General features: G+C 57.7%; 23 protein-coding genes. 14 read left to right on the top strand and 9 right to left on the bottom strand.

The window, feature by feature from the left end; all coding sequences use genetic code 11:
* Nucleotides 1-228: 228 nt before the first annotated feature.
* Nucleotides 229-1350 carry a CE1758 family FMN-dependent luciferase-like monooxygenase gene (locus tag HMPREF2878_RS01595; RefSeq protein WP_070546015.1) on the top strand — a complete coding sequence of 374 codons (1122 nt, stop codon included), beginning with the start codon at nt 229-231 and terminating at the stop codon, nt 1348-1350.
* The gene (locus tag HMPREF2878_RS01600; protein WP_049171746.1) at nt 1350-2117 is read left to right on the top strand and encodes an FMN reductase; all 768 of its coding nucleotides are present in this window, start codon (nt 1350-1352) and stop codon (nt 2115-2117) included. Before HMPREF2878_RS01595 ends, HMPREF2878_RS01600 begins: the two co-directional genes overlap by 1 nt.
* Before the next feature lie 50 nt (nt 2118-2167).
* Here the strand turns inward: HMPREF2878_RS01600 and HMPREF2878_RS01605 are convergent, their stop codons facing one another.
* Nucleotides 2168-2359, bottom strand: coding sequence for a hypothetical protein (locus tag HMPREF2878_RS01605; RefSeq protein ID WP_070652741.1), 192 nt, complete (start codon nt 2357-2359; stop codon nt 2168-2170).
* Nucleotides 2360-2877: 518 nt separating this feature from the next.
* On the opposite strand from HMPREF2878_RS01605, the gene HMPREF2878_RS01610 reads away from it, so the two are divergent.
* From HMPREF2878_RS01610 to HMPREF2878_RS01620, 3 genes are read left to right on the top strand one after another with little or no spacing between them, the layout of a single operon-like run.
* Nucleotides 2878-3471, top strand: coding sequence for a hypothetical protein (locus HMPREF2878_RS01610; protein ID WP_016421574.1), 594 nt, complete (start codon nt 2878-2880; stop codon nt 3469-3471).
* A 45-nt stretch (nt 3472-3516) separates the two neighbouring features.
* Nucleotides 3517-4191, top strand: coding sequence for a hypothetical protein (locus tag HMPREF2878_RS01615; RefSeq protein WP_070595699.1), 675 nt, complete (start codon nt 3517-3519; stop codon nt 4189-4191).
* Between the two features lie 8 nt (nt 4192-4199).
* Nucleotides 4200-4799 carry a hypothetical protein gene (locus HMPREF2878_RS01620; RefSeq protein ID WP_005511781.1) on the top strand — a complete coding sequence of 200 codons (600 nt, stop codon included), beginning with the start codon at nt 4200-4202 and terminating at the stop codon, nt 4797-4799.
* Between the two features lie 140 nt (nt 4800-4939).
* Here the strand turns inward: HMPREF2878_RS01620 and HMPREF2878_RS01625 are convergent, their stop codons facing one another.
* The 3 genes from HMPREF2878_RS01625 to HMPREF2878_RS01635 all read right to left on the bottom strand — a co-directional run bounded on the left by HMPREF2878_RS01625 (nt 4940) and on the right by HMPREF2878_RS01635 (nt 10480).
* Nucleotides 4940-5593, bottom strand: a complete 654-nt coding sequence (locus HMPREF2878_RS01625; protein ID WP_016421571.1) for a response regulator transcription factor — start codon at nt 5591-5593, stop codon at nt 4940-4942.
* A gap of 133 nt (nt 5594-5726) precedes the next feature.
* Nucleotides 5727-6833, bottom strand: a complete 1107-nt coding sequence (locus tag HMPREF2878_RS01630) for a histidine kinase (protein ID WP_222867644.1) — start codon at nt 6831-6833, stop codon at nt 5727-5729.
* 263 nt (nt 6834-7096) lie between these two features.
* Nucleotides 7097-10480 carry a heterodisulfide reductase-related iron-sulfur binding cluster gene (locus HMPREF2878_RS01635; protein ID WP_070652743.1) on the bottom strand — a complete coding sequence of 1128 codons (3384 nt, stop codon included), beginning with the start codon at nt 10478-10480 and terminating at the stop codon, nt 7097-7099.
* A 788-nt stretch (nt 10481-11268) separates the two neighbouring features.
* Here HMPREF2878_RS01635 and HMPREF2878_RS01640 point away from each other — a divergent pair.
* Complete coding sequence (locus tag HMPREF2878_RS01640; RefSeq protein WP_070652744.1) at nt 11269-11877, top strand: YdcF family protein; 609 nt, start codon at nt 11269-11271, stop codon at nt 11875-11877.
* Between the two features lie 6 nt (nt 11878-11883).
* Here HMPREF2878_RS01640 and HMPREF2878_RS01645 read toward each other — a convergent pair whose 3' ends face one another.
* Nucleotides 11884-12660 carry an enoyl-CoA hydratase gene (locus HMPREF2878_RS01645; RefSeq protein WP_049193758.1) on the bottom strand — a complete coding sequence of 259 codons (777 nt, stop codon included), beginning with the start codon at nt 12658-12660 and terminating at the stop codon, nt 11884-11886.
* A gap of 246 nt (nt 12661-12906) precedes the next feature.
* Here HMPREF2878_RS01645 and HMPREF2878_RS01650 point away from each other — a divergent pair, with 246 nt between their 5' ends.
* Nucleotides 12907-13671 carry a cyclase family protein gene (locus tag HMPREF2878_RS01650; RefSeq protein WP_049171735.1) on the top strand — a complete coding sequence of 255 codons (765 nt, stop codon included), beginning with the start codon at nt 12907-12909 and terminating at the stop codon, nt 13669-13671.
* A gap of 277 nt (nt 13672-13948) precedes the next feature.
* On the opposite strand, the gene HMPREF2878_RS01655 is transcribed toward HMPREF2878_RS01650, so the two are convergent.
* Nucleotides 13949-14680: a YcnI family protein gene (locus HMPREF2878_RS01655; RefSeq protein ID WP_049171733.1), complete on the bottom strand. Its 732-nt coding sequence runs from the start codon at nt 14678-14680 to the stop codon at nt 13949-13951.
* A 518-nt stretch (nt 14681-15198) separates the two neighbouring features.
* Between HMPREF2878_RS01655 and dnaK the strand changes: the two genes are divergently transcribed.
* The 4 genes from dnaK to HMPREF2878_RS01675 are packed head-to-tail and all read left to right on the top strand — an operon-like array spanning nt 15199 to nt 19308.
* On the top strand, nt 15199-17040 hold the full coding sequence (gene dnaK / locus HMPREF2878_RS01660; RefSeq protein ID WP_048734453.1) for a molecular chaperone DnaK: 1842 nt from the start codon (nt 15199-15201) through the stop codon (nt 17038-17040).
* Nucleotides 17041-17042: 2 nt separating this feature from the next.
* Complete coding sequence (grpE, locus tag HMPREF2878_RS01665) at nt 17043-17630, top strand: nucleotide exchange factor GrpE (RefSeq protein ID WP_038626795.1); 588 nt, start codon at nt 17043-17045, stop codon at nt 17628-17630.
* Nucleotides 17631-17689: 59 nt separating this feature from the next.
* On the top strand, nt 17690-18886 hold the full coding sequence (gene dnaJ, locus HMPREF2878_RS01670; protein WP_070652745.1) for a molecular chaperone DnaJ: 1197 nt from the start codon (nt 17690-17692) through the stop codon (nt 18884-18886).
* Complete coding sequence (locus HMPREF2878_RS01675; protein ID WP_038626791.1) at nt 18886-19308, top strand: heat shock protein transcriptional repressor HspR; 423 nt, start codon at nt 18886-18888, stop codon at nt 19306-19308. The genes dnaJ and HMPREF2878_RS01675 overlap by 1 nt, the downstream gene beginning before the upstream one ends.
* 94 nt (nt 19309-19402) lie before the next feature.
* On the opposite strand, the gene HMPREF2878_RS01680 is transcribed toward HMPREF2878_RS01675, so the two are convergent.
* The gene (locus tag HMPREF2878_RS01680; RefSeq protein WP_070652746.1) at nt 19403-21025 is read right to left on the bottom strand and encodes an alpha/beta hydrolase; all 1623 of its coding nucleotides are present in this window, start codon (nt 21023-21025) and stop codon (nt 19403-19405) included.
* Nucleotides 21013-21330 carry a hypothetical protein gene (locus HMPREF2878_RS01685; RefSeq protein WP_070652747.1) on the bottom strand — a complete coding sequence of 106 codons (318 nt, stop codon included), beginning with the start codon at nt 21328-21330 and terminating at the stop codon, nt 21013-21015. The genes HMPREF2878_RS01680 and HMPREF2878_RS01685 overlap by 13 nt, the downstream gene beginning before the upstream one ends.
* A 145-nt stretch (nt 21331-21475) precedes the next feature.
* Between HMPREF2878_RS01685 and HMPREF2878_RS01690 the strand changes: the two genes are divergently transcribed.
* The 3 genes from HMPREF2878_RS01690 (at nt 21476) to HMPREF2878_RS01700 (ending at nt 23763) form a co-directional block, all read left to right on the top strand.
* Nucleotides 21476-22324 carry a carbon-nitrogen hydrolase family protein gene (locus HMPREF2878_RS01690; RefSeq protein ID WP_070652748.1) on the top strand — a complete coding sequence of 283 codons (849 nt, stop codon included), beginning with the start codon at nt 21476-21478 and terminating at the stop codon, nt 22322-22324.
* A 99-nt stretch (nt 22325-22423) separates the two neighbouring features.
* Nucleotides 22424-23041 (top strand): trimeric intracellular cation channel family protein, encoded by a 618-nt coding sequence (locus HMPREF2878_RS01695; protein WP_016421558.1) that lies wholly within the window; start codon nt 22424-22426, stop codon nt 23039-23041.
* 83 nt (nt 23042-23124) lie between these two features.
* Nucleotides 23125-23763, top strand: coding sequence for a DedA family protein (locus HMPREF2878_RS01700; RefSeq protein WP_016421557.1), 639 nt, complete (start codon nt 23125-23127; stop codon nt 23761-23763).
* Between the two features lie 131 nt (nt 23764-23894).
* On the opposite strand, the gene HMPREF2878_RS01705 is transcribed toward HMPREF2878_RS01700, so the two are convergent.
* Nucleotides 23895-24782, bottom strand: a complete 888-nt coding sequence (locus HMPREF2878_RS01705; RefSeq protein WP_038626781.1) for a fructose bisphosphate aldolase — start codon at nt 24780-24782, stop codon at nt 23895-23897.
* Between the last annotated feature and the right edge of the window lie 350 nt (nt 24783-25132).

The raw sequence follows: 25132 nt of genomic DNA on the forward strand, positions 1-25132 counted from the left end.
TGACGTGTCAACGATAACTCTAGATGTGATGATGTGTCAACAAAGGTCAAAGAAAATGCCGAATATTTTTTAGAAGCGCACATCCGGTCGGGCGATCGGTTCGGGGTTTTGTCATGGCTGGGCGAGGCTCCTTTGGTTGGAGGCGGTTCATATGGAGTCGTTTTAAGTGCTTATGCCCAGCATAACAGGCGTTGACATGTCAACAACTGCTATTTAGGATTGAGAATTATGCAATTCGGAATTTTTACAATTGGCGACGTCACAAAAGATCCCACGACTGGACAAATCCCTACTGAACATGAGCGCATTAAGGCAACTGTCGCCCTAGCGAAGAAGGCCGAAGAGGTCGGCCTCGATGTATTTGCTACTGGCCAGCACCACAATCCACCGTTTGTGGCACCGGCGAATCCGCCGATTTTATTAGCCAACCTCACAGCACAGACCGAAAATCTGATTCTGTCGACCTCGACAACGCTGATTACCACCACCGACCCCGTGCGCATCGCCGAGGATTACGCCTACCTCCAGCACCTTTCCGAAGGTCGCATTGATCTGATGATGGGCCGCGGCAACACCGGGCCGGTTTATCCGTGGTTTGGCAAGGATATTCGCAAGGGAATTCCGCTGGCCATCGAGAACTATCACCTGCTGCGCACCCTTTGGCGTGAGGAGAATGTGGATTGGCAAGGTCAATTCCGCACTCCGCTGCAGTCATTTACGTCCACACCGCGCCCGCTCGACGGTGTAGCACCTTTCGTGTGGCACGGCTCAATCCGCTCCACTGAGATTGCTGAGCAGGCCGCCTTCTATGGGGACGGCTTCTTCCATAATCACATTTTCTGGAATATCGAGCACACCACAGCCATGGTCAATCTCTACCGCCAGCGCTATGAGCACTACGGTCATGGTGCTGCTGATCAGGCAATCGTCGGGCTTGGCGGTCAGGTCTTCGCCGCTGAGACGGAGAAGAAGGCCAAGGAGATTTTCCGCCCATACTTCGACAATGCCCCGGTCTATGGACATGGGCCATCTCTGGAAGAATTCGAGAACATCACTCCACTGACCGTCGGCACGCCTGAGCAAATCATCGAACGTTACCTGGGCTATGCAGACGCCGTTGGCGACTACCAGCGTCAGCTCTTCCTTATCGATCACGCCGGCCTGCCGCTGGAAATGGCGTTGGAGCAGGTTGAAATCCTGGGAACCGAAATCGTTCCGGTCCTGCGTGAAGAGTTCGAGCGCCGCCGTCCGGCGCACGTGCCTTCCGACCCGCCGACGCATGCCTCGCTGGTTGCCGAGGGCGCAGATTCCCCGCACCTTCTCGTCCGCCCGGCTGAAAGGAATCAGTAGTGAAAAAGCTCGTCGTCGTAAGTGCCGGTGTTTCCGATCCATCAACCACGCGCATCCTTGCCGACCGCATCGCGGAGGCCGTCGAGGCGCAGGTCTCCAAGCGTGGCGAGGGGGTCCAAGTTGAGTACGTCGAGCTGCGCGAACTCGCTGTCAGCCTCGGCACTGTGATGTCCACAGGGCTTTACGACGAAAAATTGCGCGCCGCCCTCGATACTGTCAGCGGTGCTGATGGATTGATTGCCGCGACCCCGGTGTTCGCAGCGTCCTACTCTGGGTTGTTCAAGATGTTTTTCGACGCCCTGGATAAGGATGCGCTGACTTCCATGCCGGTCATTATTGCTGCGACGGCTGGCACAGCACGACATTCGTTGGTGCTGGAGTATGCGATGCGTCCGCTGTTTAGCTACCTGCGCGGCACGGTTATGCCGACTGCTGTATTTGCAGCCACTGAGGACTTTGGTGCTGGCGATGGTGCCGGAAATGGCGCCGGCGGAGTGTCCGGCGCGGAGATGAATAATCGCGTGGTGCGTGCAGCTCGTGAGCTTGCCGAGTACCTTGTCGGTGTTCGCTCGGCCGTAGTCGGTTTTGGTCCAGATTTTGGGAACGAAGCTGAAGAAAAGGGTGCGGAGCATTCAGCGGGCGGGGCCAGCGAGGGGAATCGGGGTGTTGGCGAGCCGAACCAGCGACGCAGTACAAACACGCGGGTGGATACTAATGTCACGGATTTTGCCACACTGCTAGAGGGGCTCGACGGCACCGCGAAGTAGCCGCGCTCACGTGAAGGGGCGGCAGAGGAGGGGTAGGGGGTCAGCGCTCTTTAGCGGCACCACGGGAGGTTGTAGTAGTCGCAAGAGAAGGTATCGGAAAGAGCGTATTCCTTAACCTGCAGGTCGTCGCTGCTGGTTGTAGCTGTCGGTGCTGCGGTAGCGGCCGGAGCGCCGGTCAGCGCGCTCAGGGAAAGTGCTGCGGATACAATGGTGGTAGCAAGAACGGAAGTGCGTCGAAACATTAGGTAGTACTCCGAAAGATATCTGCCTCGGCAAAGTGTCAGGGCTTTGTGGACTGCCGGACTTCGCCAGTGATTAATAAAGAAATCATAACTATTTAATCAAGAGTGTGAAGTGTGGAGGTCTCTCTACCTGCCCGCGCCTGGGGGTGGCCATTCGGCTACTCTCTGGTGTCTTTATGTAGGTGGGCTAGTGGCCGAAATGTTGATTGTCTAGTACCAAGTGGCCGACCGAGGCATTTTTGAATTGGTTCAAAAGGCGTAGTTCTAATGCGTTTAAATTGATCGACGAAATCTTATTGTTGCGCCCATAATTGCTGGTCAGGGTCAATTAGATGTCGTATTTTCGCGTGACAGAAATCGGTGGGATTCCATTTTTACTATGTGGATAATCGCTGCGGCCGTCGTAAAGTCAGTCGAAAATTTTCCATTACAAAACGCTGAATTTCGACTTACCTTTGCAGGTGTCAGTTCAAGTATTTCCTTACGAGTTGCTCGTCACATCCTGAAAGGATTTCGCCGTGAAGAAGACCCTGCTCTCCGGCTCCATTGCAGCCCTGGTTACCATGTCCTCGCTGGCTGTCGCCCCGATGGCGGAAGCTGCCCCAGCCCCTACCCCGGGCACCGTCGGTGGCACCTGCTCCGTTGAAGGCCAGTCCGGCCAGTCCCTGAAGATCACCGGCTCGAAGTTCGAGGTCGAAGGTACTGCGACTGTCGCTAACTACGGCGACACCGACCTGCCGCTGACCCAGACCCTGAAGGAGGGCAAGACCAAGTCCTGGAACGTCGGCGGTTCGGTCGACTTCGACCTGCTCAAGCTCTTCCATGTCACCTTTAGCGCCGGCTACCAGTCCACTCAGACCTGGGAAGTTGGCCAGACCCTCGGCCCGTACCCAGTCAAGCCTGGCTACACCGGTGTTCTGGAGTATGGCTTCCTGAATCAGTCCTTCGAAGGTACTCACCTGACCTGTAAGGGCGGAAAGTGGATTGACGCGGGTCGTCCGTACTGGGGCACCATCCCGAAGGAGCGTCACATTCGCGTTTCCATGCGCGCCAACGAAGCTGATCGCTCCGTCGACGGTGCTGCTCCGCAGGTCAAGGAGTACGCCGTTTAAGGCGGCCAGAGCCCCTAAAGCCTCGAAGTAGAAGGAAGTTTCTCCATGTTGAGCGTGAAAAAGAAGGCCCTGGCCTGCGCGGTGATGGGTGCAAGTCTTCTTGCGCCAGGCATCGTTGGACAGGTCGCGGCGACCCCGCTGACCCAGACCCCTGACCAAGATGAGCACCACACCGGTTTCACCAACACGGATAAGTGTGACCCGGTCAAGGATGCCAAGCGTCACCCCTGGGAGCAGTGGATTACCGACGAATGGGACCGCTACAACGGCACTAACTCATTCACCAACCGCACTGACCGCCCTATTCAGTACACCCTCGAGGTGACAGAGGGAGTCAACGAGTCTGTGAAGGCCATGAGCTCCGGAAATATGTGGGACGTGTTCCTCCACGGGGTGAAGAACAAGTACGGCATCGTCGAGGTCAGTCAGTGGTCGGTTGGCGACAAGCTGGGCCCGGTGACCGTCAACCCCGGTGAGACTGTTCGCGCAGACTACGGCGTGCACATGAAGTCCTTCATTGGCCGTGTTCGCACCTGTGACCAGAAGACCGGCCTGTGGCGCGGTGAGCCCTACTTCGGTGAGTACAACGGCAAGGGGCCGTCGACTCGCTTCGTGGTCTGGCACAAGACCACCAAGGAGGGCGAGCACCGTCAGCAGTGGGCGCCTGTCAGCGGTAACTCCGGTGACGGCGGCCCGGCATCCGCCACGATTAACGACTAGGAGCAGTTATGAAAAAGCGTGTTGTCGCCATGTGCTTGACGACGGTCTTTGCGCTCGGACTCGGTGCTCCGACAGCGGTGGCCGCCCCGAATCCAGGAGCCGGTGAACCGTTCGCGCCGGAGGAGTGGGTACCAGTGCCCAAGCCGGCGGCAGTTGACCGCGGTCCGGCACCGGGAACCACTTGTGAAGCTCCGGGTTCGGTGGCTGAGTTCGTGGAAATCACCGGCTCTCGCTACGACGTTGAGGGCGTTGTCTCTACGAAGAATGACATCGGTGATGAGCCGATTCCGCTGACGCAGACCATCAAGGAGTCCAAGACCAAGAAGTGGTGGACCAATATCTCTGTCAGCGTGAAGGTCAGTAAGGAGCTCAACCGCAAGTACTCCTGGGAATACTCCCGAGAGATGGTTTGGAGCCTCGGGCAGAAGATCGGACCATACGAAGTGCGCAAGGGTGAAACTGGTCGTCTGAGCTGGGGATTCCTGGTTGACGAGTTCGCCGGACAGACAGTTCGCTGCAACGCCAACTCGAAGACGTGGGAGCCAATTGGGCGCAGCTACTTCGGTGTGGCTCCGCGCGAGCGACATGTCGAGGTGACCATCCAGTAGTTACACAGTTCTCTCTCCACACTCAGCACGGGTAAAAGGGGCATATTCACGAAAGCGAATATGCCCCTTTTTGCTATCTATCTCGGGCTTGCAAAGGCTCGATTCAGAGCCGCTACCCGGCCAAATCTCAGAGCCTCTGGTTATTCTGCGGCAGCGGATGCCGGCGGGTGGAAGCCCGCATCTATTGCTTTCAGCGCCAGGTCCAGGCGAGAGGTAGCTCCAAACTTATTGAACATGCTGGAGAGGTGCTTCTTGATAGTGCCCGGCGACTTGCCGAGTTCCTTGGCGATGTCGTGGTTTGACTTACCGCGGCAGATTAGGCCGAGAACCTCTCGCTCGGCTTGAGTAATCTTGTACGAGGAAATGTTGCGGGACGGCAGAGTTTTAATCAGCCGAGTCGCAGAAATCGGCGAGATGACGGTGCCACCCTGGAAGACATCTTCAACGGTGCCAATGACAGATTCCGGGCGGGCAGTTTTGAGAATGTAGCCATTTCCGCCGAGACTCAAGATTTTCAGCATTGTTTCATCGGTATCAAATGAGGTGATAGCGATGAATTTCGGTGGATTCTCCACCTTCTTAATGCGCTCAAGTAGCTCAACGCCGTCCATGTTGGGCATATGAATATCGGTCAAAACTACGTCAACGCCACCACGGGCAATAATGTTGAGAGCTTCGTGGCCATCGCTGGCTTCATCGACCACGGTGATATGCGGTGCCTTCTTGAAATAGGTTCGCAGCGTCGAGAGTACGAGTGGGTCGTCGTCGACAATGAGAACCTTAATGTCAGACATCCGCGAACCTTTCATAGAAGTTATAAAAACCGAACAATATCTGTCATCGTGTGATATTACTACGCTAACCAGGACTTTTCGAGAGATATCTTCGTCACAGGCGGCTACTACATCAATCTTACGCTAGCGTAACCTACTGGTTGGTAGGTGGCATGTGGAGTTTGCAATTCCACACATTTCCTTCTCGTTCTGACGTGATGGAACCGTCCCACGGTCGCACTCGCCGATGCAGTGAGGAAAGCCCCAAACCGCTCGAGAGCATCGCCCGCGGCAGAAAATGCGGTAGCGCCTTCGATATCTGATTGCTGATGTCGAGCGTGAAGCCATCTTCCTCATTGCTCAGCGCCAGAATGTGAACGTTCGTTTGCGGTTCGCCGTACTTCTGAATGTTCGTGCAGAACTCCGACAGCGCCGGCGAGATAACCTCTGAAATCTGCGTCAAAGAGGGCTCGGTTTCAATCTTCGTGGCCAGCGAAACGTTAAACCCAGCTTCCTGCAGTTCATCCTTGGCCTGTTGGAGCACCTTGTTCATGCTGGGAACTCGCTCATCCTGGCCGATAGCTGAGGTCAAAGAACTCTCGTCGTCAGCTGATTTCAGCAATGAAAGCAACTGGCGAAGCTGTAGCAGGCCTTCTCGGGAGGTCTCTGCGATGTCCTCCAGGGATTCTTCAAGTTTTTCATCGGACCCTTCTCGCTCGATGGCGAGCGCCTGCGCCAGCATGGTTACGCGAGTAAAGGACTTGGCGGTGGAGTCGTGCAGTACGGTCGCCAACTCAAGGCGTTGTTCTTCCAGAGCGCGGTTAGATTCAATCGTTGCCCGCCGGCGTTGTTCTTTGTAGCGGCTGCGCATCATGCCGATGGCGTAGGCAATCACAAAAAGCAGTGTTGTCACAAAGGTCGCGACATGGTCGCGTGCGAAAGTACTTGTGTTTACGTCGTAGTTTGAAATCACCAACAACAGCAACGCAGTGATTCTCGCCGGCATCTTGTTGTTGTTAGCACGCATCACTTCCACGATGAGAAGCGCGCAGAAAATCTGCATTGGAGCCTGCTCTGTGGGAAGGAAAGTCAACGCCAAGAAATTCGCTGGGACAACCACCATGGCAAAGAGCGGCAAATACGTCGCCACTGCAACAAGAATGACCTGAAGGCCACCGATAATGGTCGGCAACAATAGATCAGAGTTGCTCTCGCGGAAAATTAGCGCATCGAGAGCAGTGAGGATCAGCGCAATGACCATCTCCACTGACCCCGGAGTCCTCAGAAAGTCCCTTATCTGTGACAGCGATTTCTTAATCACTACGCCAAGACCTCTTTCCACACCACAACGCGGTCATCTCTAACGGGATGCAGTAATCAATATGCAGTAATCAATATATTGTCAGTGCGGTTGAGAGTGCCATTTGCATGATTAATGCCGTGGCGCAGGGGTCGTCGTAAAGCACAAAAAATCCGCCCGGGAAGAATAACCTCTCGGGCGGATTTTTGCTTACTTAGCGAGTGCTACTTACGACGCGCCGATCCTGGCAGCGGAACTCCGTGCTGGTTGCGCGGAAGGTTCTTAGCGCTTGCCGACGGCGCCTGCGTCTCCTCGGCTGGGGCCTCAGTGGCCTGCTCGGTGGAGGCGGCATCTTCCGCCGACTGCTGTTCAGTAACCTCTGGCTGCGCCGGAGCCTGCTCTGCCACTGGCTGAGCAGGAGCCTCCTGAGCTTCGGTTTCCTCTGCTGCCGGGGCAGGGGTGCTAGCGACTGGCTTGGCCTTGCGTGCGCCACCCGGGATTGGAGCGCCCTTGCGTGCGCCGCCCGGAACCGGAGCACCGGATGCGGTCTTCGGCTGCTCAGCTGCTGGCTGGTCAGCTGCTGGCTGCTCGGACTCGGTGGCCGCTACTTCAGCAGCGGTGTCCTCGGCGGGAGCGGTTTCCTCGGCCTTCGGCTTGGCGGCCGGGGCTGCCTTCTTAGCACCACCTGGAACCGGGGCACCCTTGCGTGCGCCACCCGGAATCGGAGCGCCCTTGGTTGCCTTCGGAGCCTCAGCCGGAGCTTCGGTTTCTGCAGCTGCTGGCTCTGCCTGCGCGGCCGGCTTAGCGGCCTTGGCGCCGCCCGGAACTGGAGCGCCCTTCTTAGCGCCACCTGGAACCGGTGCGCCGGCCTTTGCTCCGCCTGGCTTCGGAGCGCCGCCCGGAGCTGGAGCACCCTTCTTGGCACCGCCTGGGGTCGGGGCGCCGCCCTTTGCACCACCTGGAACCGGGGCGCCGGCCTTGGCGCCGCCTGGCTTCGGAGCGCCACCCGGAGCAGGAGCACCCTTCTTGGCGCCACCCGGAGTTGGTGCGCCGGCCTTGGCACCGCCTGGCTTTGGAGCGCCACCCGGAGTCGGAGCGCCCTTCTTGGCACCACCTGGGGTCGGTGCGCCGCCCTTGGCACCACCCGGCTTCGGAGCACCACCCGGAGTCGGAGCGCCACCCTTGGCGGCAGCGCCTGCAGCAGCACCAGCAGCTGCGGCACCAGCGCCGGCAGCGGAAGCCTTCTCTGCCTTCTTCTTCTCGGCAGCCTCAGCCTTCTTGCGCTTAGCTTCCTCTTCCTCGAGGCGCTGACGCTCTTCCTCTTCAGCCTTCTTCGGATCGACCCAGCCACGCTCCGGCTGCTCAATCCACTCCGGTTCGCGTGCCTGCGGCAGCTCGCCGTCGACCTTCACGGAGTCGCGGAGCATCTGGGCGATGTCCAGGACCTCCGGCTTCTTCTCGTCGTCCTCGATGACGTTGTTGACGCCATCGTTCATCATCGTCTTACAGAACGGGCAGCCGATGGCAATTGCCTCAGCGCCGGTTCCGACAGCCTCTTCGGTGCGGTTTACGTTGATGCGCTGACCGATGGTCTCTTCCATCCACATGCGAGCGCCACCAGCACCACAGCAGAAGCCGGTGTTCTTATTACGTGGCATTTCGACGAGGTTGGCGCCGGACGCGCCAATCAGCTCACGCGGAGCTTCGAATACCTTGTTGTGGCGGCCCAGGAAGCATGGGTCGTGGTAGGTGACCTGGCGGCCCTGACCCGAAGCAACCGGCTGCAGGCGGTTAGCACGAACCAGCTTGTTCAGCAGCTGGGTGTGGTGGACAACTTCGTACTGTCCGCCCAGCTCCGGGTACTCGTTCTTGAAGGTGTTGAAGCAGTGCGCACAGGTGACGACAATCTTGCGCTGCTTAGGCGGCACACCGTCGAAGACCTCGTCGAGCTGCTCGATGTTCTGCTCAGCCAACATCTGGAAGAGGAATTCGTTACCAGCACGGCGAGCGGAGTCGCCAGTACAACCCTCGGCCTGGGAGAGCACAGCGTACTTCACACCTGCGGTGTAAAGCATCTCTGCAACAGCCTTGGTGGTCTTCTTCGCATTGTCGTCGTAAGCACCGGCACAACCGACCCAGAACAGGTACTCGGTATCGTCGAAGCTCTCGACATCCTCGCCCCAAATCGGGACAACGACGCCTTCCTTGCGGACCTCATTGATCCAGTCGGCGCGAGTGGAAGCGTTCTGGCCCCACGGGTTGCCCTTGGTCTCAAGGTTCTTGAACAGGCCAGCCAGCTCGGTCGGGAAGTCCGACTCCACCAGGACCTGGTAGCGACGCATATCAACGATGTGGTCGATGTGCTCAATGTCAACCGGGCACTGCTCAACACAGGCACCACAGTTGGTGCAGGACCACAGAACGTCCTGGTCGATGATGCCCTCGTCGCCGTCGCCAACCAGCGGCTTGGTCAGGAGTGCTGCGCCAGCACCTTCGCCCTCGCGAGCGGTTTCGATGGTCTCGCCAGCCAACAGGTACGGGGCAGAAGCGTAAGCGTGGTCACGCAGCTGGTTAACCAGCAGCTTCGGGGACAGCGGCTTGGAAGTGTTCCATGCCGGGCACTGCTCCTGGCAGCGACCACACTCGGTGCAGGAGGTGAAGTCCAGCAGAGCCTTCCAGGAGTGGTCGGTGACTACGCCGGTGCCCATGGAGTCAACCTCCGGGTCAGCCTCTTCCAGGTTCAGGATTTCGCCGTTAGAGGTCATCGGCTTAGCCCCAGCGAGGGCGTTGTAGCCGTCAGCGTTGCGCTTGAGCAGGATGTTGGCGAACGCCAGGAAGCGGTGCCATGCGACACCCCAAGTTAGGTTGCGGCCAACAACGAAGAGCCAGACCATACCGGACAGCAGCTTAATCAGCGCGAAGATGGACACCATGACTTCGGAGGCCGGCAGAATCTGTGCGATACCACCGGTGACGAAGTTCGCCCAGGTCCAGACCTCGGCGCCAGTGTGACCGTGGTCGCCGTAGGTAGCCAGCTTGGCAGCCTTGACGAACATCATGCCCAGGCCCTCGATGAGGACGACGGCCTCAACGAAGTAGGCAGCCTTGGCGTTGGATCCGTAGAAGCGGCTCAGACGCTCCTTGCCCAGGTTGGTCTGGCGGACGAGAATCAGTGCCAGGATGCCCAGGGTGGTGCCCAGGCCGAGCAGTTCGTCGATGAAGTGCCAGGCGGTCAGATTCCTGAGGATTGGCCAACCACCGGCTGGCCAGAAGGTCTGAATGTACGCCTCGAACCACACTAGGGAACCGAGGAGGAAGCCCACCATGACGAACCAGTGAGCCACAGCAACGCCGGGCTTCTTGGCCATCTTGGTGTGACCGACGATCTCTCGGATCATGGTCCAAATACGGGTTCCCCATTCACCGGTGTGACCGTACGTCTTTTGGCCCACCATGATGGTCTTCACCATATGGGTGAATCCCTTAATAAAGATGAACCAGCAGGGCAGGGACAACAGGACGCCAATAACGCCGACTGCGACGGTGAATCCGGTAGATTCCGGAATCGCCGTGTCAGCCGTCGCCGCGGCGAGGTTGAGCACGCTCATAATGTTCCTTCTAGGCTGGCTCAGCCAGGGTGATGGCTGAGTGAAAATAGTTCTCTTGTGAGTTCTATCACGAGCCGCGGACGCTTACCTAACTAATGTGCAAAATAGTGCTGAATTCATCGATACACGGTGTAACCAGCGGTTATTTGACGAATTACGCAAAAAAATCGTTGTTTTATTCGAGAGGGGTTCGAGGGGGTTGACGCCTTCGCTTGACGACGGCGCGCGGCACTTTCGTCGTCACGCATTTGTAGGCGGAAGTGGCGGCGGAGTTGCGTGTATGTAGTTGTCGAGTGTTGTCGATTCGATGTTTTGCGGACGCATTGTGGGGGTAGTGCTGGAGTGCAGGGGTGGGGCTGTGTTGCGAGGTGGAGAAGATGTTCGGTGGCGTGTTGATTTTTGAAGATTGACTGAAGCGGACATCTATTCACATGCGTTACATCCTTAACTTAAATAACAATAGTGACTTCTGTACCTGTGTTTTGGTGGATAATTTGCTATTGGATCCCGGGATTTGCTGGCAGTTAACGAAAAAGTCATTAAATGTAACTCACTTTTATGAATCCCAAGTGGATTTAAAAGCCTCTACGTCCGCAATTTACCTGGTAGGCGGCGTGCTATTTTGGTGGCGAAGAGAGTGCCTGGCCACCCCCGCGTAATTCTTATGTAGGCGCCATTTTGTGTAGCGCCTAGTATTAGCGGCGTGATACTGCGGATTTATCCGCCTGATTCTAAATGGCATGTGGGGTATGGATTTTTCCGTGCCACTTTTCTTGAGAGGGACTTTAATGGCGCGATCTTTCCGTGCAATCGCTATGGCTGGAGCTGGCCTTATTCTTACTGCGAGTGCGGTCTTTGGCTCGGGCGCAGTGGCAAACGCCAATCCGGTCAGTGCAGTCGCAGTCAAGGCGTTCAATAGCTCGCTTGCGACTCCAGTGGTGGTTTCCCCGGTCGGACGTGCAGCTGCGGAGACTGCGTTACTTGATCCTCAGGTGCCGATTATTGTGCTCGGGGCCCGTCTCAATCCCGACTGCAGTGCTCCTGCTGTGTTGACGTCCCGATTGGAAACTGCACGTTCGCTGGCGCTGCGTCATCCGCTTAACCCGGTCGTCGTCACGGGTGGTCGTACTCGGCCGGGCTGCCAGACTGAGGCTGAGTACATGCGTGATGCGCTTGCATCTATGGGAGTGTGGAAGCGACGAATCACGATGGAAGCAAACTCAGACTCCACCGTTGAAAACGCGGCAGGCACTGCATACCTTGCAGGATCGGGAGCCCGTGGCGTTCGTGCTGCTGTCATTGTGACTTCTCCAACGCACACACCGCGTGCACGAGACACCTATGCTGCCGCCGACAACTCGGCTCTGTGGCTGGCAGTCCCGTCGACTGTGAACTAGCAGTTTCTAGGAATTGGTGAAGTTTGCCTCGCGCTTTTCAGTGAAAGCGGCCATGCCTTCCTTCTGGTCATTGGAGGAGAACAGGGAGTGGAAGGTGCGACGCTCAAAGAGCAGTCCCTGCGACAGCGTCATTTCGTAGGCCTGGTTGATCTGTTCCTTAATCTGGGTAGTGGCAACCAGAGACTTCGACGCAATGGTGTCGGCGACTTTCAGGGCCTCGTCGAGAAGCGCGTCCGGCTCGACGACGCGGGCGACCAGACCTGCGCACTCAGCTTCCTCGGCACCCATCATGCGGCCGGTGAGGCACATCTCCATTGCCTTAGCCTTGCCGATTGCGCGGGTGAGACGCTGCGAGCCGCCCATGCCCGGAGAGATGCCGAGGTTGACCTCAGGCTGACCGAACTTGGCCTTAGCGCCAGCGATGATGAAGTCCGCCATCATAGCGACCTCGCAGCCACCGCCCAGGGCGTAGCCGTTGACGGCGGCGATAACTGGAGTGCGGACGGAAGTCAGAACATCCCAACGTGCGAACCAGTCAGAGACATACATCTCGGTGCCGGACTTGTCCGCCATCTCCTTAATGTCCGCACCTGCGGCAAACGCCTTCTCGGAGCCGGTGATGATAATCGCGCCGATTCCCGAGTCGTTGTCGAAAGCGGTGGCTGCTGCGCCGATCTCTTCCATGGTCTTGTGGTTCAGGGCGTTCAGTGCCTTCGGGCGGTTCAGGGTGATAATGCCGACGCGACCTCGGGTTTCGGTAAGGATGTTTTCGTAGGTGGTCATTAGATACTCCTTTGGGATGGCTTGAGTTTGGTGAAAGTTGTGTATGTAGCCCGCAATTCCAAAATCTGAAGAACGTGGCTGCGGCTTGAAAAGTCTTTCCTGTATGCGAGGGTACCTGCGGTAGCGGGTGTCGTCAGGCTGTTTGAGCTGATAGGTGCAGGGTGGGGCGAGTTGGTGTCTTTTAGTGCTCGATGTGCCGGTGGCCATATTGGCTAACTAGACAGCTTTGTCTATATACTTCGCTTTATGTCGAACAAGAACACCGCAAACACGCACGAACTATGGGACATTGCTCGCAAGCTTCGGGAAAACCACACCTATGTTGACTTGACTCACGCGTTTCACGCCGGTCAGCCGAAATTCCCTGCGCTTCCCGACGAACAGCGAACACGGCTTTTCACCGTTGCTGAGCATGGATTTGAAATCGACCAGTATCAGTTTGTTGGCCAGTGGGGTACGCATGTGGATCCGCCTGTGCATTTCGTCCAAGAGACGAGAACTCTTGACAATATTGGCGTCGAGCAGATGATCCTGCCTTTGGTCGTCCTAGATTTCACTGCTGAAGTCGCTCGGGATAATGATTTCTCCCCTTCGATTGCTGATGTCGAGGCGTGGGAGGAACGCAATGGTTTGATTCCGGGCGGTGCATTTGTCGCATTTCGCAGTGACTGGTCAAAGCGGTGGCCTGACGCTGAGGCAATGGCCAATGCGGATGAAGAGGGCGTGACTCACTACCCAGGATGGAACGTTGAGGTTGTCGAATGGTTGATAGACAACCGTGGCGTTGTGGCGATTGGGCACGAGACCACTGATACGGACCCCGGCATCGTGGCTCATGGTGGCAGCTTGCCGACGGAACTCTATCTATTAGGGCGTGACCGATGGCAGATTGAACTTCTGGCTGGGCTCGACCAGGTGCCGGAAACGGGGGCTCTCGTGGTTGCCTCCTGGCCGAAGCCAAAGGATGGGACGGGGTTCCCAGCTCGAGTTTTTGCTGTTTTGCCAGTGTAATCCTCCCACTGCCTTCGAACGGTTTTCGAATACGCCATAAAGCTTCGCCTAACTCAATCCGAGCCTAGATGCGTGATTCAGCCGTCATTGTTTGAGAGCTTTGCATTGTCCGTTCACTGCGTCGACCGAAACGACGAGCCGACAGCACGGATTATCCTCCGGCGTGCATTGTCAAGATCGGCCGGCTCTATGTGCTCGCATGGGGTGAGCTCTGTGAAGGCATGGGCGGCAGTGCCGCGGTGAAGGCGGATTCCCGAGTGGCAATCCGCCTGTGGTCTTAACCTCGCTTACGCAGTGAAACTACCAATGCGGCAATACCGGTCAGCGCGCCCACGAGGCCGAGCCCCAGGCCCCAGCCGCCAAGCGTGCTGCTCGAATCCTCGCTGGTAGCAGCTGCGGAATGCTCCACGTCGTCTGAGCGGCTATCGCCGTGGTTTGTCTCGCTGGTGCCATGGTTGTGGCTGTGGTCGTGGCCGTGGCTATGTTCATTGTCTTCCGACTTCTCAATCAGCTCCACAGTTGGAACCGGGTAGTCACTATCGTGGTCCTTTTCAGCCCAGTTCATCGAACCCTTTTCACAGGTTTGCAGCGTCGGCACCTCAACTGTCGACGGCTTTGCGTCATCAGCCACCTTCACGCTGAGCGTCAGAGAATCCTTCAGGTCCGACGGCAGTGGAGTCTTTGCGGTGTAGATGACCTTCTGCACCTTTTCATTCTTGCCAGAGCCGGTCGACTCCTTGGTGACATCCCAGTTCGCGTTCACGTTCGGCGTAACCTTTTCGAACTCCTCCGGGATGGTGAACTCGACCTTCGTCGTCGGCGAACCGTCGCAGCCATGGCCGACCCCGAAAGCCAGATCCGCGTAGCCGCCAATCGGGGCAGACGACGGGGTTGCATGCACATGTGCGGATGCAATGGCAGGGAAGGCGAGGGTTAGTGCGGCGCTTGCCGACGCTACTGCGAGCCCACGGAAAAAGGGGAAATGGTGTCGCTGTGCATTCTGAGGCACGAAAAACTCCTAAATAAGTGGGATGAATTCTTGGCTCAATCGCCCCGTAAATGGGGAGAATTTAGACATGTATTAGTGGAGCCGCCAGAGCTGATTCGGTGTCAGGCCATGGGGTAACAAGGGCATGGCCTGTTGATGAGCCGGTGGCTGCAAAACACGTCAGGGGATTAGTCGGTTCGCTGTGCAGGAAAGTTCCCAGGGCTAGTGCTAGGAAATTCTTTGTCCCCCTGGAGTCCAGAGGCAGGATTCTGTATAGAAAATTGCGCTGTCGGCTACCGTGAGTGGCTTTAGAGCATAGTCTTGTAAAAATCTTTTATCGCGGTGACCTGCGGTGATGACGGTTTTTTTAGAAAAGTTGAGTCGGGTTGGAATAACTTTGTCCCATAGTCCGTTGCATAGCATGACAAACATTGAGTCGGACACACTCAAGTTTGCTTGACAGATTTTCTACGGCAATGCAGACTTGAGCGCGTAAGACTTAAGGGCAATTCTTTTACTCTTCTAGAAAGGTGTTCATCATGGGACGCGCTGTTGGTATTGACTTGGGTACGACGAACTCCTGTGTCTCCGTCCTCGAGGGCGGCGAGGCTCAGGTGATTGCGAACGCTGAGGGTTCGCGCACCACTCCGTCGGTGGTTGCATTTGCAAAGAATGGTGAGGTCCTGGTTGGCCAGTCCGCTAAGAACCAGGCTGTCACTAACGTTGATCGCACTATTCGTTCGGTCAAGCGCCACATGGGTACTGACTGGAGCATCGAGATTGATGACAAGAAGTACACTCCGCAGGAGATTTCCGCTCGTACGCTGATGAAGCTGAAGCGCGACGCTGAGTCTTACCTGGGTGACGACGTCACTGATGCGGTTATTACCGTTCCGGCTTACTTCAACGACGCTGAGCGTCAGGCAACCAAGGAAGCGGGTCAGATTGCTGGCCTGAACGTCCTGCGCATTGTCAATGAGCCGACTGCTGCTGCACTTGCTTACGGTCTGGAGAAGTCCGACAAGGAGCAGACCATTCTGGTCTTCGACCTCGGTGGCGGTACCTTCGACGTCTCCCTGCTGGAGATCGGCGACGGTGTTGTTGAGGTTCGCGCAACTGCTGGTGACAACAAGCTCGGTGGCGATGACTGGGATCAGCGCATCGTTGACTGGTTGGTTGAGAAGTTCCAGTCCAGCAACGGCATTGACCTGACCAAGGACAAGATGGCTCTGCAGCGTCTGCGTGAGGCTGCTGAGAAGGCCAAGATTGAGCTGTCCTCCTCGCAGCAGGCATCTATCAACCTGCCGTACATCACCGTTGATGCTGACAAGAACCCGCTGTTCCTGGACGAGACCCTGTCCCGTACTGAGTTCCAGCGCATCACCTCTGATTTGCTTGACCGCACTCGTAAGCCGTTCCAGCAGGTCATTGCTGACGCTGATGTTTCGGTTTCCGACATTGACCACGTCGTGCTGGTCGGTGGTTCCACCCGTATGCCGGCAGTCTCCGAGCTGGTCAAGGAACTGACCGGTGGTCGTGAGCCGAACAAGGGCGTTAACCCGGACGAGGTTGTCGCAGTTGGTGCTGCTCTGCAGGCCGGCGTTCTGCGCGGTGAGGTCAAGGACGTGCTGCTGCTCGACGTCACCCCGCTGTCGCTGGGTATTGAGACCAAGGGCGGTGTCATGACCAAGCTGATCGAACGCAACACCACTATCCCGACCAAGCGTTCGGAGACCTTCACCACTGCTGAAGACAACCAGCCGAGCGTTCAGATTCAGGTCTTCCAGGGCGAGCGTGAGATGGCTGCAGCTAACAAGCTGCTGGGCTCTTTCGAGCTGGGCGGTATCGCTCCGGCACCGCGTGGTGTCCCGCAGATTGAGGTCACCTTCGACATCGACGCCAACGGCATTGTCCACGTCACCGCTAAGGACAAGGGCACTGGTAAGGAAAACACGATCACCATCCAGGACGGCTCCGGCCTCTCCAAGGAGGAGATCGACCAGATGATCAAGGACGCTGAGAAGCACGCTGACGAGGACAAGAAGCGCCGCGAGGAGCAGGAAGTCCGCAACTCGGCTGAGTCCATGGCTTACCAGACCCGCAAGTTCGCATCGGAGAACGAGGACAAGGTTTCCCAGGACATCCGCGACCGCGTTGAAGAGGCTGCCAAGGAAGTCGACGAGGCTCTGAAGGGCTCCGACATCGAGGCCATCAAGTCCGCCGTCGAGAAGCTGTCCACCGAGAGCCAGGAGATGGGTAAGGCTATCTACGAGGCTCAGGCAGCTGAGGGTGCAACCGCAGCCGAGGGTGCTGAGGCCGCTGACGCTGACGACAACGTCGTTGACGCTGAGGTCGTCGACGAGGACGAGAAGGACAAGTAAGAATGACTGACCAGGATCAGGGAAACCAGCCCACCCCGGAGGAGCCGGCCAACCTGGCCGATCAGGTCAACGAGGTCTTCGAGCAGGCCAAGCTTGACGACGACGTGGAGCCGGCGACCGAAAATGCCGCCGGCGACACCGCCGCGGAGGAAGCTGCAGACCCAGTTGCAGCCATCCAGCGTGAGTTGGATGAGCGTACGGAGGACCTGCAGCGCCTGTCGGCGGAGTTCGCAAACTACCGTCGTCGAGTTGACCGAGACCGTGAGGCCGAGCGCGTACAGGCAAAGGCAAAGCTGGCTGGAGAACTGCTGGTTTTGGCTGATGACCTCGACCGGGCTGAAGAGCACGGCGACTTGGCAGACGGCACCCCGCTGAAGGCTTTCGCGGATAAGTTCCGCGGTGTGCTGACCGCACAGGGGGTTGAGGAGTTTGGTGCTGCAGGAGAGGAATTCGACCCGGACATCCACGAGGCTGTCCAGGATCTCTCCGAAGGGGATGACAAGGTTCTAGCCAATGTGCTGCGCAAGGGCTACCGCATTAATGACCGTGTCATCCGTACGGCGATGGTAATCATCGGCGATCCGCAGTAGCGGAGACACAAGTGACGCAGATTTCTTTGAATTAGTTTTTTGAAAGGAGGAGATGCACCATGACTCAACGGGAATGGGCAGATAAGGACTATTACGCTGACTTGGGCGTCTCTAAGTCTGCGTCACTCGACGAGATTAAAAAGGCCTACCGCAAGTTAGCCCGGGAGAACCACCCGGATAAGAACCCGGGCAACAAGGCTGCTGAAGATAAGTTCAAGCGAATCTCCGAGGCATACTCGGTGGTCGGTGACGAGGACAAGCGCCGCGAATACGATGAGCTGCGTGCAGCGCTCGCAGGTGGTTTCCGATTCCCCGGTGCCGCAGGTGCCGGCGGAGCCGGTGCTGCCGGTGGACGTGGATTCGACTTCGACGTGTCGGATCTCTTCGGAGGAGGTGCCGGATTCGGTGGCAATGCTGGTGGTGCAGGTGGCCTAGGTGATTTCCTGGGCGGCTTCGTAAACCGCAATGGTGGCGCTGGTGCTGCCGGCCGGCAGAAGGCCCGCCGTGGTGCGGATGTGGAGACAGAGATTACGCTCGATTTCCGCGAGGCCGCCCAAGGTGTCACTATCCCGCTGCAGCTCACCAACCCGTCGCCATGCACGAACTGCAATGGTTCGGGTGCAGCGCCGGGAACCTCGCCGGTGACGTGTACTACCTGTCACGGTTCGGGGTATGTCAAGGAGCAAAAGGGGGCCTTTGGCTTCTCCAGTCCGTGTGCGGACTGTGGTGGCCAGGGAACTCGCATTGAGAATCCCTGCTCGCAGTGTAACGGCACCGGTGTGACCACCCGTCGTCGTACCATCACCGTTCGCGTCCCCGCAGGTGTGGTGGACGGCCAGAAGGTTCGTCTTGCTGGCCAAGGTGAAGCGGGACTGCGAGGGCGTCCGGCCGGTGACCTCTTTGTCACCGTTCATGTTCGCCCGGATGAAGTCTTCACCCGCAGCGGCAATGACCTTGAGGTCACGGTACCGGTGAGCTTCGGCGAACTCGCACTCGGCGGCACCATTACTGTGCCGACGTTGGGTGACAAGATTCGTGTGCGTGTGCCGGCTGGCACAGCCGATGGCCGAACACTGCGTGTGCGCGGTCGGGGTATCCCAAAGCGCAATGGCACTCCGGGTGATCTGCTAGTGACCGTGCGCGTGAAGGTACCGACCAATTTGGATGACAATGCCACTTCGGCATTGCGCTCCTACGTCGAAGCGGAGCGTGCTAGCGGGTTCAATCCTCGTGAGGGGTGGGCAGGTGCGAAATAATGTCCGACAACACTGAGGTCTATGTCATATCCGTAGCCGCGAATCTCGCCGGCATGCATGCGCAGACGCTGCGTAATTATGACCGACTCGGGTTAGTAACTCCGCAGCGCACCTCCGGCGGAGGTCGGCGCTACACCAAACGCGATGTGGCGCTGCTGCGTGAGATTCAGCGTCTGAGTCAGGAAGACGGCGTCAACCTGGCCGGTATTAAGGCCATCATCGACCTGACTGAGCGGGTGGATTCGCTTGAGCAGGAAAATGCAGAACTGAGAGAGCAGCTCTATCAAGCAAAGGCACAGGCTCGCCGCTCGCGTGGCGAACTGGTTCACGTCCCACGCTCTACGGCCGTGGTGATGTGGGAGCCGCGCACGCGGCGCGGGCGCAGAGGTGATCGTGTTGGGGAGGATAACCCACACGGGTGATTGAACGGACTAAGCAGCGTCGGCTGGTTAGTCCGTTTTCTCTTGGCTTGTTAATTTGGGCCGCGGATAAGCAACTGTTGATCTGAGACGCCGGTCAGCTATCAGTTAGCCACCGGTTGGTCTCGCGAGTGAAAACTTCATCGTCAAAGTAGTGTTCGATGTGTGGGTTGCCCTGAACGTGCCGATACTTTTGAGGAATATCCTGCACGGGAGTGACCATGAATTCGGCCAAGTCTCGCATGGACAGGCCACGCTCACTCAGGTTGAGTGTGTACGCGCCGAAGTCTTTATCCGCCGGGTTTTTCCCATGAATCTCCAGTTCGGCAGGAATACGAATGGGGTCCATCGGGGACGTCGCCACCGCCACACGGTGGCTATTTTCATATTCGGGTCGGGCTGTACCGTCCGGCTTGAGCAGTTTCATGTCGTTTGCGCGCTCCAGTCCAGGGCCAACACCTGGCGGAGCTATGAGCAGCACCCTATCCGCGTAGAGGCCACTACCAAGGGAAGCCTGCGAGACCACCGTCGCTCCATAGCTATAGCCGGCGACAACGTGCCGCTGAGTAGGAGACTGGGTTTGGGAATGAGTAGCGGCGTTGCTTGGATTACCGGAGACCTCCTGATTCGAAGACGTGCCGTGGCTAGTAACACCGCCGGCAATTGCAGTGTCACCGCTATCGACACCACCGGAACGCTCAATCAAACCGGCTTGCAAGTGCTGCAGCCGCTCTGCAGCAAAATTGTGATACTCGGTGCGTATGGCCTCACGGAGGTTGGGTGGCGCGTCATAGGAAAACAACACCACCGCCACATCCTCCGGATCTCCACCGGCGGCGTGGAAGGTCGCGGCTACACGCTCGAACTGCCTGCTAGCGTCCTCCGCGCTAGAGCTGGTACCGGGGACGAGAGTGATCACAGTCGATGCTCGCTCAACGTCACCGAACGCAATCGCAGAATGTCCAGGCGAGGACTCCAATAGTTGTCCAGGAGGCAGCCCCAAAGCCCTGGCGCGAGCGGACATGGCGGCATCTATCTCTGATAGCGGGCTACTCGAATACGCCCCAGCCCATCCGCTCCCAACTTCCAAGTCCCAACCACCGTCAATCTCTTTGTCGCTAGTGGTGCCAGTACTACGACCAGCCTGCGATGGCTGCAATCTACCCGAGCCACTAGCTCCGCTTGCCACCAGTGGTGAAAGAGCTGAGATTGCGCCCGCCGCCTTCTCATCGAGTCGGTTGAGTTCAGCCAAGGCCGACTGAATCCGAAGCTGCGAGGTTGCACGCCATTCGGCCATGGTGAAAGGCCCGGAAGGAATTTTGGGATGAACGAGGCTGCGCGCAATCGTAGACAGCATGCCCTCCGGCGGAGTCACCGCACCAGAAACCAGATTCACCTGAAACCCCAGGTTGGTTGCCTGGTTTACCGCGTCGGTAAGTTCGCGGATGACGTCGTTAAGCATGGCGGCGGTATCGCTGCAGCAGGCGGCGAGACGTTCGAGCGCTACGCTGCTCCGGCGCAGACGCGTGGAGCTGTGGGTGACAGAAGCCTCGGCGGCGCTGCGGTTGTCGCCGGCGAAGTCATCCTCTGAAAGCGCGTTGAGTGCGCCCTGGGAACTGTCGGCGGAATCGGTGAGGGCGCGCGCCCCGGAACGCAGCGCCCGGGCGAGGATCTCCAGCGAATCCACACGCCACAGCAGCGCTTCGCCTACCGTGACCATGACGGCTTTTCCAAGGTGGCGGACTGGTCACGCTCGTGCGCGAGAGCGCTGACCGCGAGGGCATCGGCAGCCTGCGCAATAACGTCGATGTTTGTGCACGCGGCAAGCAATGATTCCGACCACTTCCCACAAGTAGTGGAGGCAGCGGGGACAATCCGTGAGCCGGGCAGGGCAGAGGTGAGGTCGGCACTTCCCGGGGCAGCTGCGACGATGGTGGAAAGACCATCAATACGAGTGGAGATCTGCTGGTAAGAGCGGCTTAAGGCGGATAGTTGAGCTGGATTGACTGTGATGTGTTCGGCCATGTTTTTGATTCTGCTGGGTGGCGAAAGGCAGCGGAAGAGCATCTTCAGCGAACTGTGGATAACTCTGAGCGATAGCAACGCACGGCGACGTCCTGTGGATAACTTCAGGACAGTCAATCCGGGGGGGAGCCGGTAACATTTAGGCATGCGTATTGCACTGGCTCAGTTGGAATTGTCAGCATCGGTTGAAGAGAATCTGGACGCGGTGAAGGTGACTATCGCGCGAGCAGCACAGGACAACGCCGATTTGGTGGTCTTCCCCGAGGCCACGATGAAGGCGTTCAATTCCGGTCGCCTGGATGCCGTGGCGGAGTCCAGCAGCGATAGGTTCGTAGCGGAGGTCTCGCAGGCCGCTCACGATGCCGGAATCAGCGTGGTAGTCGGCATGTTCCGCCCGGCAGATGAAGTGGAGCGCGACGGTAAGACGATGCACCGCGTCTTCAATTCGCTGCTCCTGGCTTGGCGTGATGAGGACGGCCCCGGTGTCGAGTTCTACGACAAACTCCACCTCTTCGACGCTTTTGGGTTTCGCGAATCGGATACTGTCGCGCCGGGCAACGCGCACGTGGTCTGTGATGTCCCGCTTGCCGACGGATCGTCGGTCGCCCTCGGTCTTGCGACATGCTTTGACATCAGGTTCCCGGAGCAATTCATTCAACTGGCCAACCTGGGCGCAGAGGTCATCGCGCTGCCTGCATCGTGGAATGACGGCCCGGGCAAGGTAAGGCAGTGGCAGACGCTGGTGTCGGCACGCGCACTGGATAGCACTTGTGTGATTGCGGCAGTCGATGCAGCCCGGCCTGGTGGGGCGAAGGCCGCGGGGAAAGATGAGGGGCCGACCGGCGCGGGGCACTCCATGTTGGTCAATGCGGACGGCGGAGTTATTGCCTCGGCGGGCTACGACCCGCAGTTGCTTGTGGCCGATGTGGATATAGCGGAGGTGGAGCGGATTCGTCGCTCGATTCCGGTGCTGGAAATTCGCGATCAGGGCTAGCCGGGAAGCAATGAAGCGGGCCGAGTCGAGGGGGCGAAGATTGCGGGATATTAGCCTATAGTTCTACCGATTCGGGCGAAGTCCTTTATATTTCTTATCATGCTGCTCCACATCCTCTGGGTCATCGGAATTACGGCCGAAGGCGTCACCGGCGCACTAGCGGCCGGTCGAATGCGCATGGATCTCTTTGGAGTTTCAACAATTGCGTGCATGACTGCTATCGGCGGCGGTACCCTGCGCGATGTCATTCTCGGTCACTATCCGTTGGTGTGGGTTGCAAGCCCACAGTATTTGCTGGTTATTGTCGGTGCAGCACTGATCACGGTGCTGTTGGCCGACTTCCTGATGAAGCACTTCCGGGTCGTGTTCTTGGTCGCTGACGCAATCGGTTTGTCGGCGTTTTCCATCATTGGTGCCCGCGTGGCCATGGAAATGGGGCACGGCGTCATCATCGCTATTGTCGGCGCCGTTCTTACCGGTGCGTTTGGAGGTGTGCTCCGCGACCTGATGTGTGACCGCGTCCCGCTGGTGTTTCAAAAGGAGCTCTATGCCTCCATCGCAGTCGTCGCGGCGACGCTTTACTACGTGCTCGACATGGTTGGCCTGCACGAGAACATCAACATCATCTGTGCGGTGCTGTCCGCACTGTTCATTCGACTAGCGGCGCTTTGGCGTGGCTGGTCGCTGCCGGTATTTGACTATCAGGGGCGCGATTAAAACACAGTACCCAGAAAAACTCTCAGCAAAATACTCTAATTAGCTCAGCAGAATCGATAGTTGTTGCTGAAAAGATTGCCGTTATGGATTTTTCTGGATTCCTCTCCGGTATCGGAGACCCCGAAGCTCTACTCCAGGGGTTTGGCCCTTGGGTGCTTGCGGGGCTTGGACTCATCATCTTTATTGAGTCCGGTGTGCTCTTTCCTTTTCTGCCCGGTGACTCGCTGTTGGTCACTGCTGCCGTCTTAAGGTCAGAGCTAGATGTCCACACCTGGCAGGTGCTGGTTATCGGTATTATTGCCGCGGTGCTGGGTGATCAAGTCGGTTACTTCTTAGGCCACTCCTTCGGCCGCAAACTGTTCAGCGACAATGCCAAGGTGCTCCGAACTAATCGGCTGGAAGCGGCCGAGAAGTTCTTTGCCAAGTACGGACCACTGTCGTTGGTGCTGGGGCGATTTGTTCCCATTGTGCGCACCTACGTTCCGCTGGCGGCGGGCACTGCGAATATGCCCTACGGAAAGTTCATCGGCTGGAATGTCACCGGTGCGATTGGCTGGGTCGCCAGTATGGTCGCTGTTGGTGTGCTGCTGGGCAACATTCCGGGAATCACCAGTTCCATCGACAAGATCATGTTGCTGGTCATTGCAATTTCCGTGCTACCGGTTGTCATTGGTGGTGTGAATGCGCGTCGTAAAGCAGCTGTTGCGAAGCGCTCGGTGTAGGACGGTGCTGTCGTAAGGGCAGAGGCGCCGACAGAAAAACTCCCGCACCAAGAAAACCTGGTGCGGGAGTTTTTAATTGCGCTAGCGACTACCTAGAGGTGCGCACAAGCGCAGATGCACAGCACGGACGATTAGGAAATCGAAGCCTCGTAGATGCCCTTGACGGACTCAGCCATAGTTGCGTTGAACTCTTCGTCGGACTGCTGAGCGGACAGGCCCTCAGACAGTGCACGGGAGAAGGAAGCAATCATGCCGTGGTTGCGGGACAGGCGCTCGTTGGCGTCCTCGCGCTCGTAGCCACCGGACAGGGCAACGACGCGCATGACCTTCGGGTGCTCAATCAGCGGCTTGTACAGGTCATCCTTGGTCGGGATGGAAACCTTGATCATGACCTTCTGGTCATCAGCCAGGTCATCCAGGCCAGCGAGCAGTTCGCGCAGGACGATGTCCTCAGCCTCTGCCTTGTCAGCAGCGTTGATGTCGACCTCCGGCTCCAGGATCGGAACCAGACCGTGGGACAGAACCTGCTTGCCGAACTCGAACTGCTGGGCAATGTTGGCCTTGATGCCCTCTTCGTTTGCCTCGGCAATGAAGGAACGCATCTTGGTACCGAAGATGCCCTTAGCGACAGCGCGCTCCAGCAGCTCATCCAGGCCCGGGCACGGCTTCATAAGCTGAACGCCGTTTTCCTTGTCAGCCAGGCCCTTGTCAGTCTTCAGGAACGGGACGATGCCCTTCTTTTCCCACAGGTACTGAGCGGTCGGGATTCCCTCAATGTCGCGATCCATGGTCTGCTCGAAGAGAATCGCGCCAATAATCTGCTCAGAGTTGAAGGACGGGGAAGTGATGATGCGGGTACGCATCTCGTGAACCAGGTCGAACATTTCATCTTCGTTCGAGTACTGATCCTCGTTGATGCCGTACAGGCGCAGAGCCTTCGGGGTAGATCCACCGGACTGGTCGAGAGCGGCGATGAAGCCCTTGCCCTCAGTCATCTGACGTGCCTGCTCGATGTTCATTCGAGTCCTTTCGTGAGAATGAAGGAATGTCACCTACTAGGGTAACCAAAACAGTATGAGTGCGCTGTCCACCCATCACTCACATGGGGGAAGTTGAATCCGGCGGGAGTGTGCTGGTGAGGACGTCGGGCGGTGTGTCGGAGTGTGTTCGCACGTGGTTTCTGGAGCTTTCCAACGTTTTCTAGTGCTTTCCGGCGCGCTACTACGCTTAACGACGCTGCCGAGCTCAATCCTTTTTGCTATAGGTGTGGTGTGAATCACGGTCGGGAAATTGAAAAATTTGAAGTTGAGTGGAACAGACTCAAGGCTGAGTGCGTTATGGGTAGTGAATGACAAAGTTGAGTCAAAGG

Source organism: Corynebacterium sp. HMSC065H09, from assembly GCF_001812845.1.
Lineage (GTDB): Bacteria > Actinomycetota > Actinomycetes > Mycobacteriales > Mycobacteriaceae > Corynebacterium > Corynebacterium jeikeium_D.

Bases quoted from the DNA above. Each gene is read 5' to 3' on its own strand.
- HMPREF2878_RS01595 (WP_070546015.1), top strand. From the start codon at position 229: ATGCAATTCGGAATTTTTACAATTGGCGACGTCACAAAAGATCCCACG.
- HMPREF2878_RS01605 (WP_070652741.1), bottom strand. From the start codon at position 2,359: ATGTTTCGACGCACTTCCGTTCTTGCTACCACCATTGTATCCGCAGCA.
- HMPREF2878_RS01615 (WP_070595699.1), top strand. From the start codon at position 3,517: ATGTTGAGCGTGAAAAAGAAGGCCCTGGCCTGCGCGGTGATGGGTGCA.
- HMPREF2878_RS01620 (WP_005511781.1), top strand. From the start codon at position 4,200: ATGAAAAAGCGTGTTGTCGCCATGTGCTTGACGACGGTCTTTGCGCTC.
- HMPREF2878_RS01625 (WP_016421571.1), bottom strand. From the start codon at position 5,593: ATGTCTGACATTAAGGTTCTCATTGTCGACGACGACCCACTCGTACTC.
- HMPREF2878_RS01630 (WP_222867644.1), bottom strand. From the start codon at position 6,833: ATGGTCATTGCGCTGATCCTCACTGCTCTCGATGCGCTAATTTTCCGC.
- HMPREF2878_RS01635 (WP_070652743.1), bottom strand. From the start codon at position 10,480: ATGAGCGTGCTCAACCTCGCCGCGGCGACGGCTGACACGGCGATTCCG.
- HMPREF2878_RS01640 (WP_070652744.1), top strand. From the start codon at position 11,269: ATGGCGCGATCTTTCCGTGCAATCGCTATGGCTGGAGCTGGCCTTATT.
- HMPREF2878_RS01645 (WP_049193758.1), bottom strand. From the start codon at position 12,660: ATGACCACCTACGAAAACATCCTTACCGAAACCCGAGGTCGCGTCGGC.
- HMPREF2878_RS01650 (WP_049171735.1), top strand. From the start codon at position 12,907: ATGTCGAACAAGAACACCGCAAACACGCACGAACTATGGGACATTGCT.
- dnaK (WP_048734453.1), top strand. From the start codon at position 15,199: ATGGGACGCGCTGTTGGTATTGACTTGGGTACGACGAACTCCTGTGTC.
- grpE (WP_038626795.1), top strand. From the start codon at position 17,043: ATGACTGACCAGGATCAGGGAAACCAGCCCACCCCGGAGGAGCCGGCC.
- dnaJ (WP_070652745.1), top strand. From the start codon at position 17,690: ATGACTCAACGGGAATGGGCAGATAAGGACTATTACGCTGACTTGGGC.
- HMPREF2878_RS01675 (WP_038626791.1), top strand. From the start codon at position 18,886: ATGTCCGACAACACTGAGGTCTATGTCATATCCGTAGCCGCGAATCTC.
- HMPREF2878_RS01680 (WP_070652746.1), bottom strand. From the start codon at position 21,025: ATGGTCACGGTAGGCGAAGCGCTGCTGTGGCGTGTGGATTCGCTGGAG.
- HMPREF2878_RS01685 (WP_070652747.1), bottom strand. From the start codon at position 21,330: ATGGCCGAACACATCACAGTCAATCCAGCTCAACTATCCGCCTTAAGC.
- HMPREF2878_RS01690 (WP_070652748.1), top strand. From the start codon at position 21,476: ATGCGTATTGCACTGGCTCAGTTGGAATTGTCAGCATCGGTTGAAGAG.
- HMPREF2878_RS01695 (WP_016421558.1), top strand. From the start codon at position 22,424: ATGCTGCTCCACATCCTCTGGGTCATCGGAATTACGGCCGAAGGCGTC.
- HMPREF2878_RS01700 (WP_016421557.1), top strand. From the start codon at position 23,125: ATGGATTTTTCTGGATTCCTCTCCGGTATCGGAGACCCCGAAGCTCTA.
- HMPREF2878_RS01705 (WP_038626781.1), bottom strand. From the start codon at position 24,782: ATGAACATCGAGCAGGCACGTCAGATGACTGAGGGCAAGGGCTTCATC.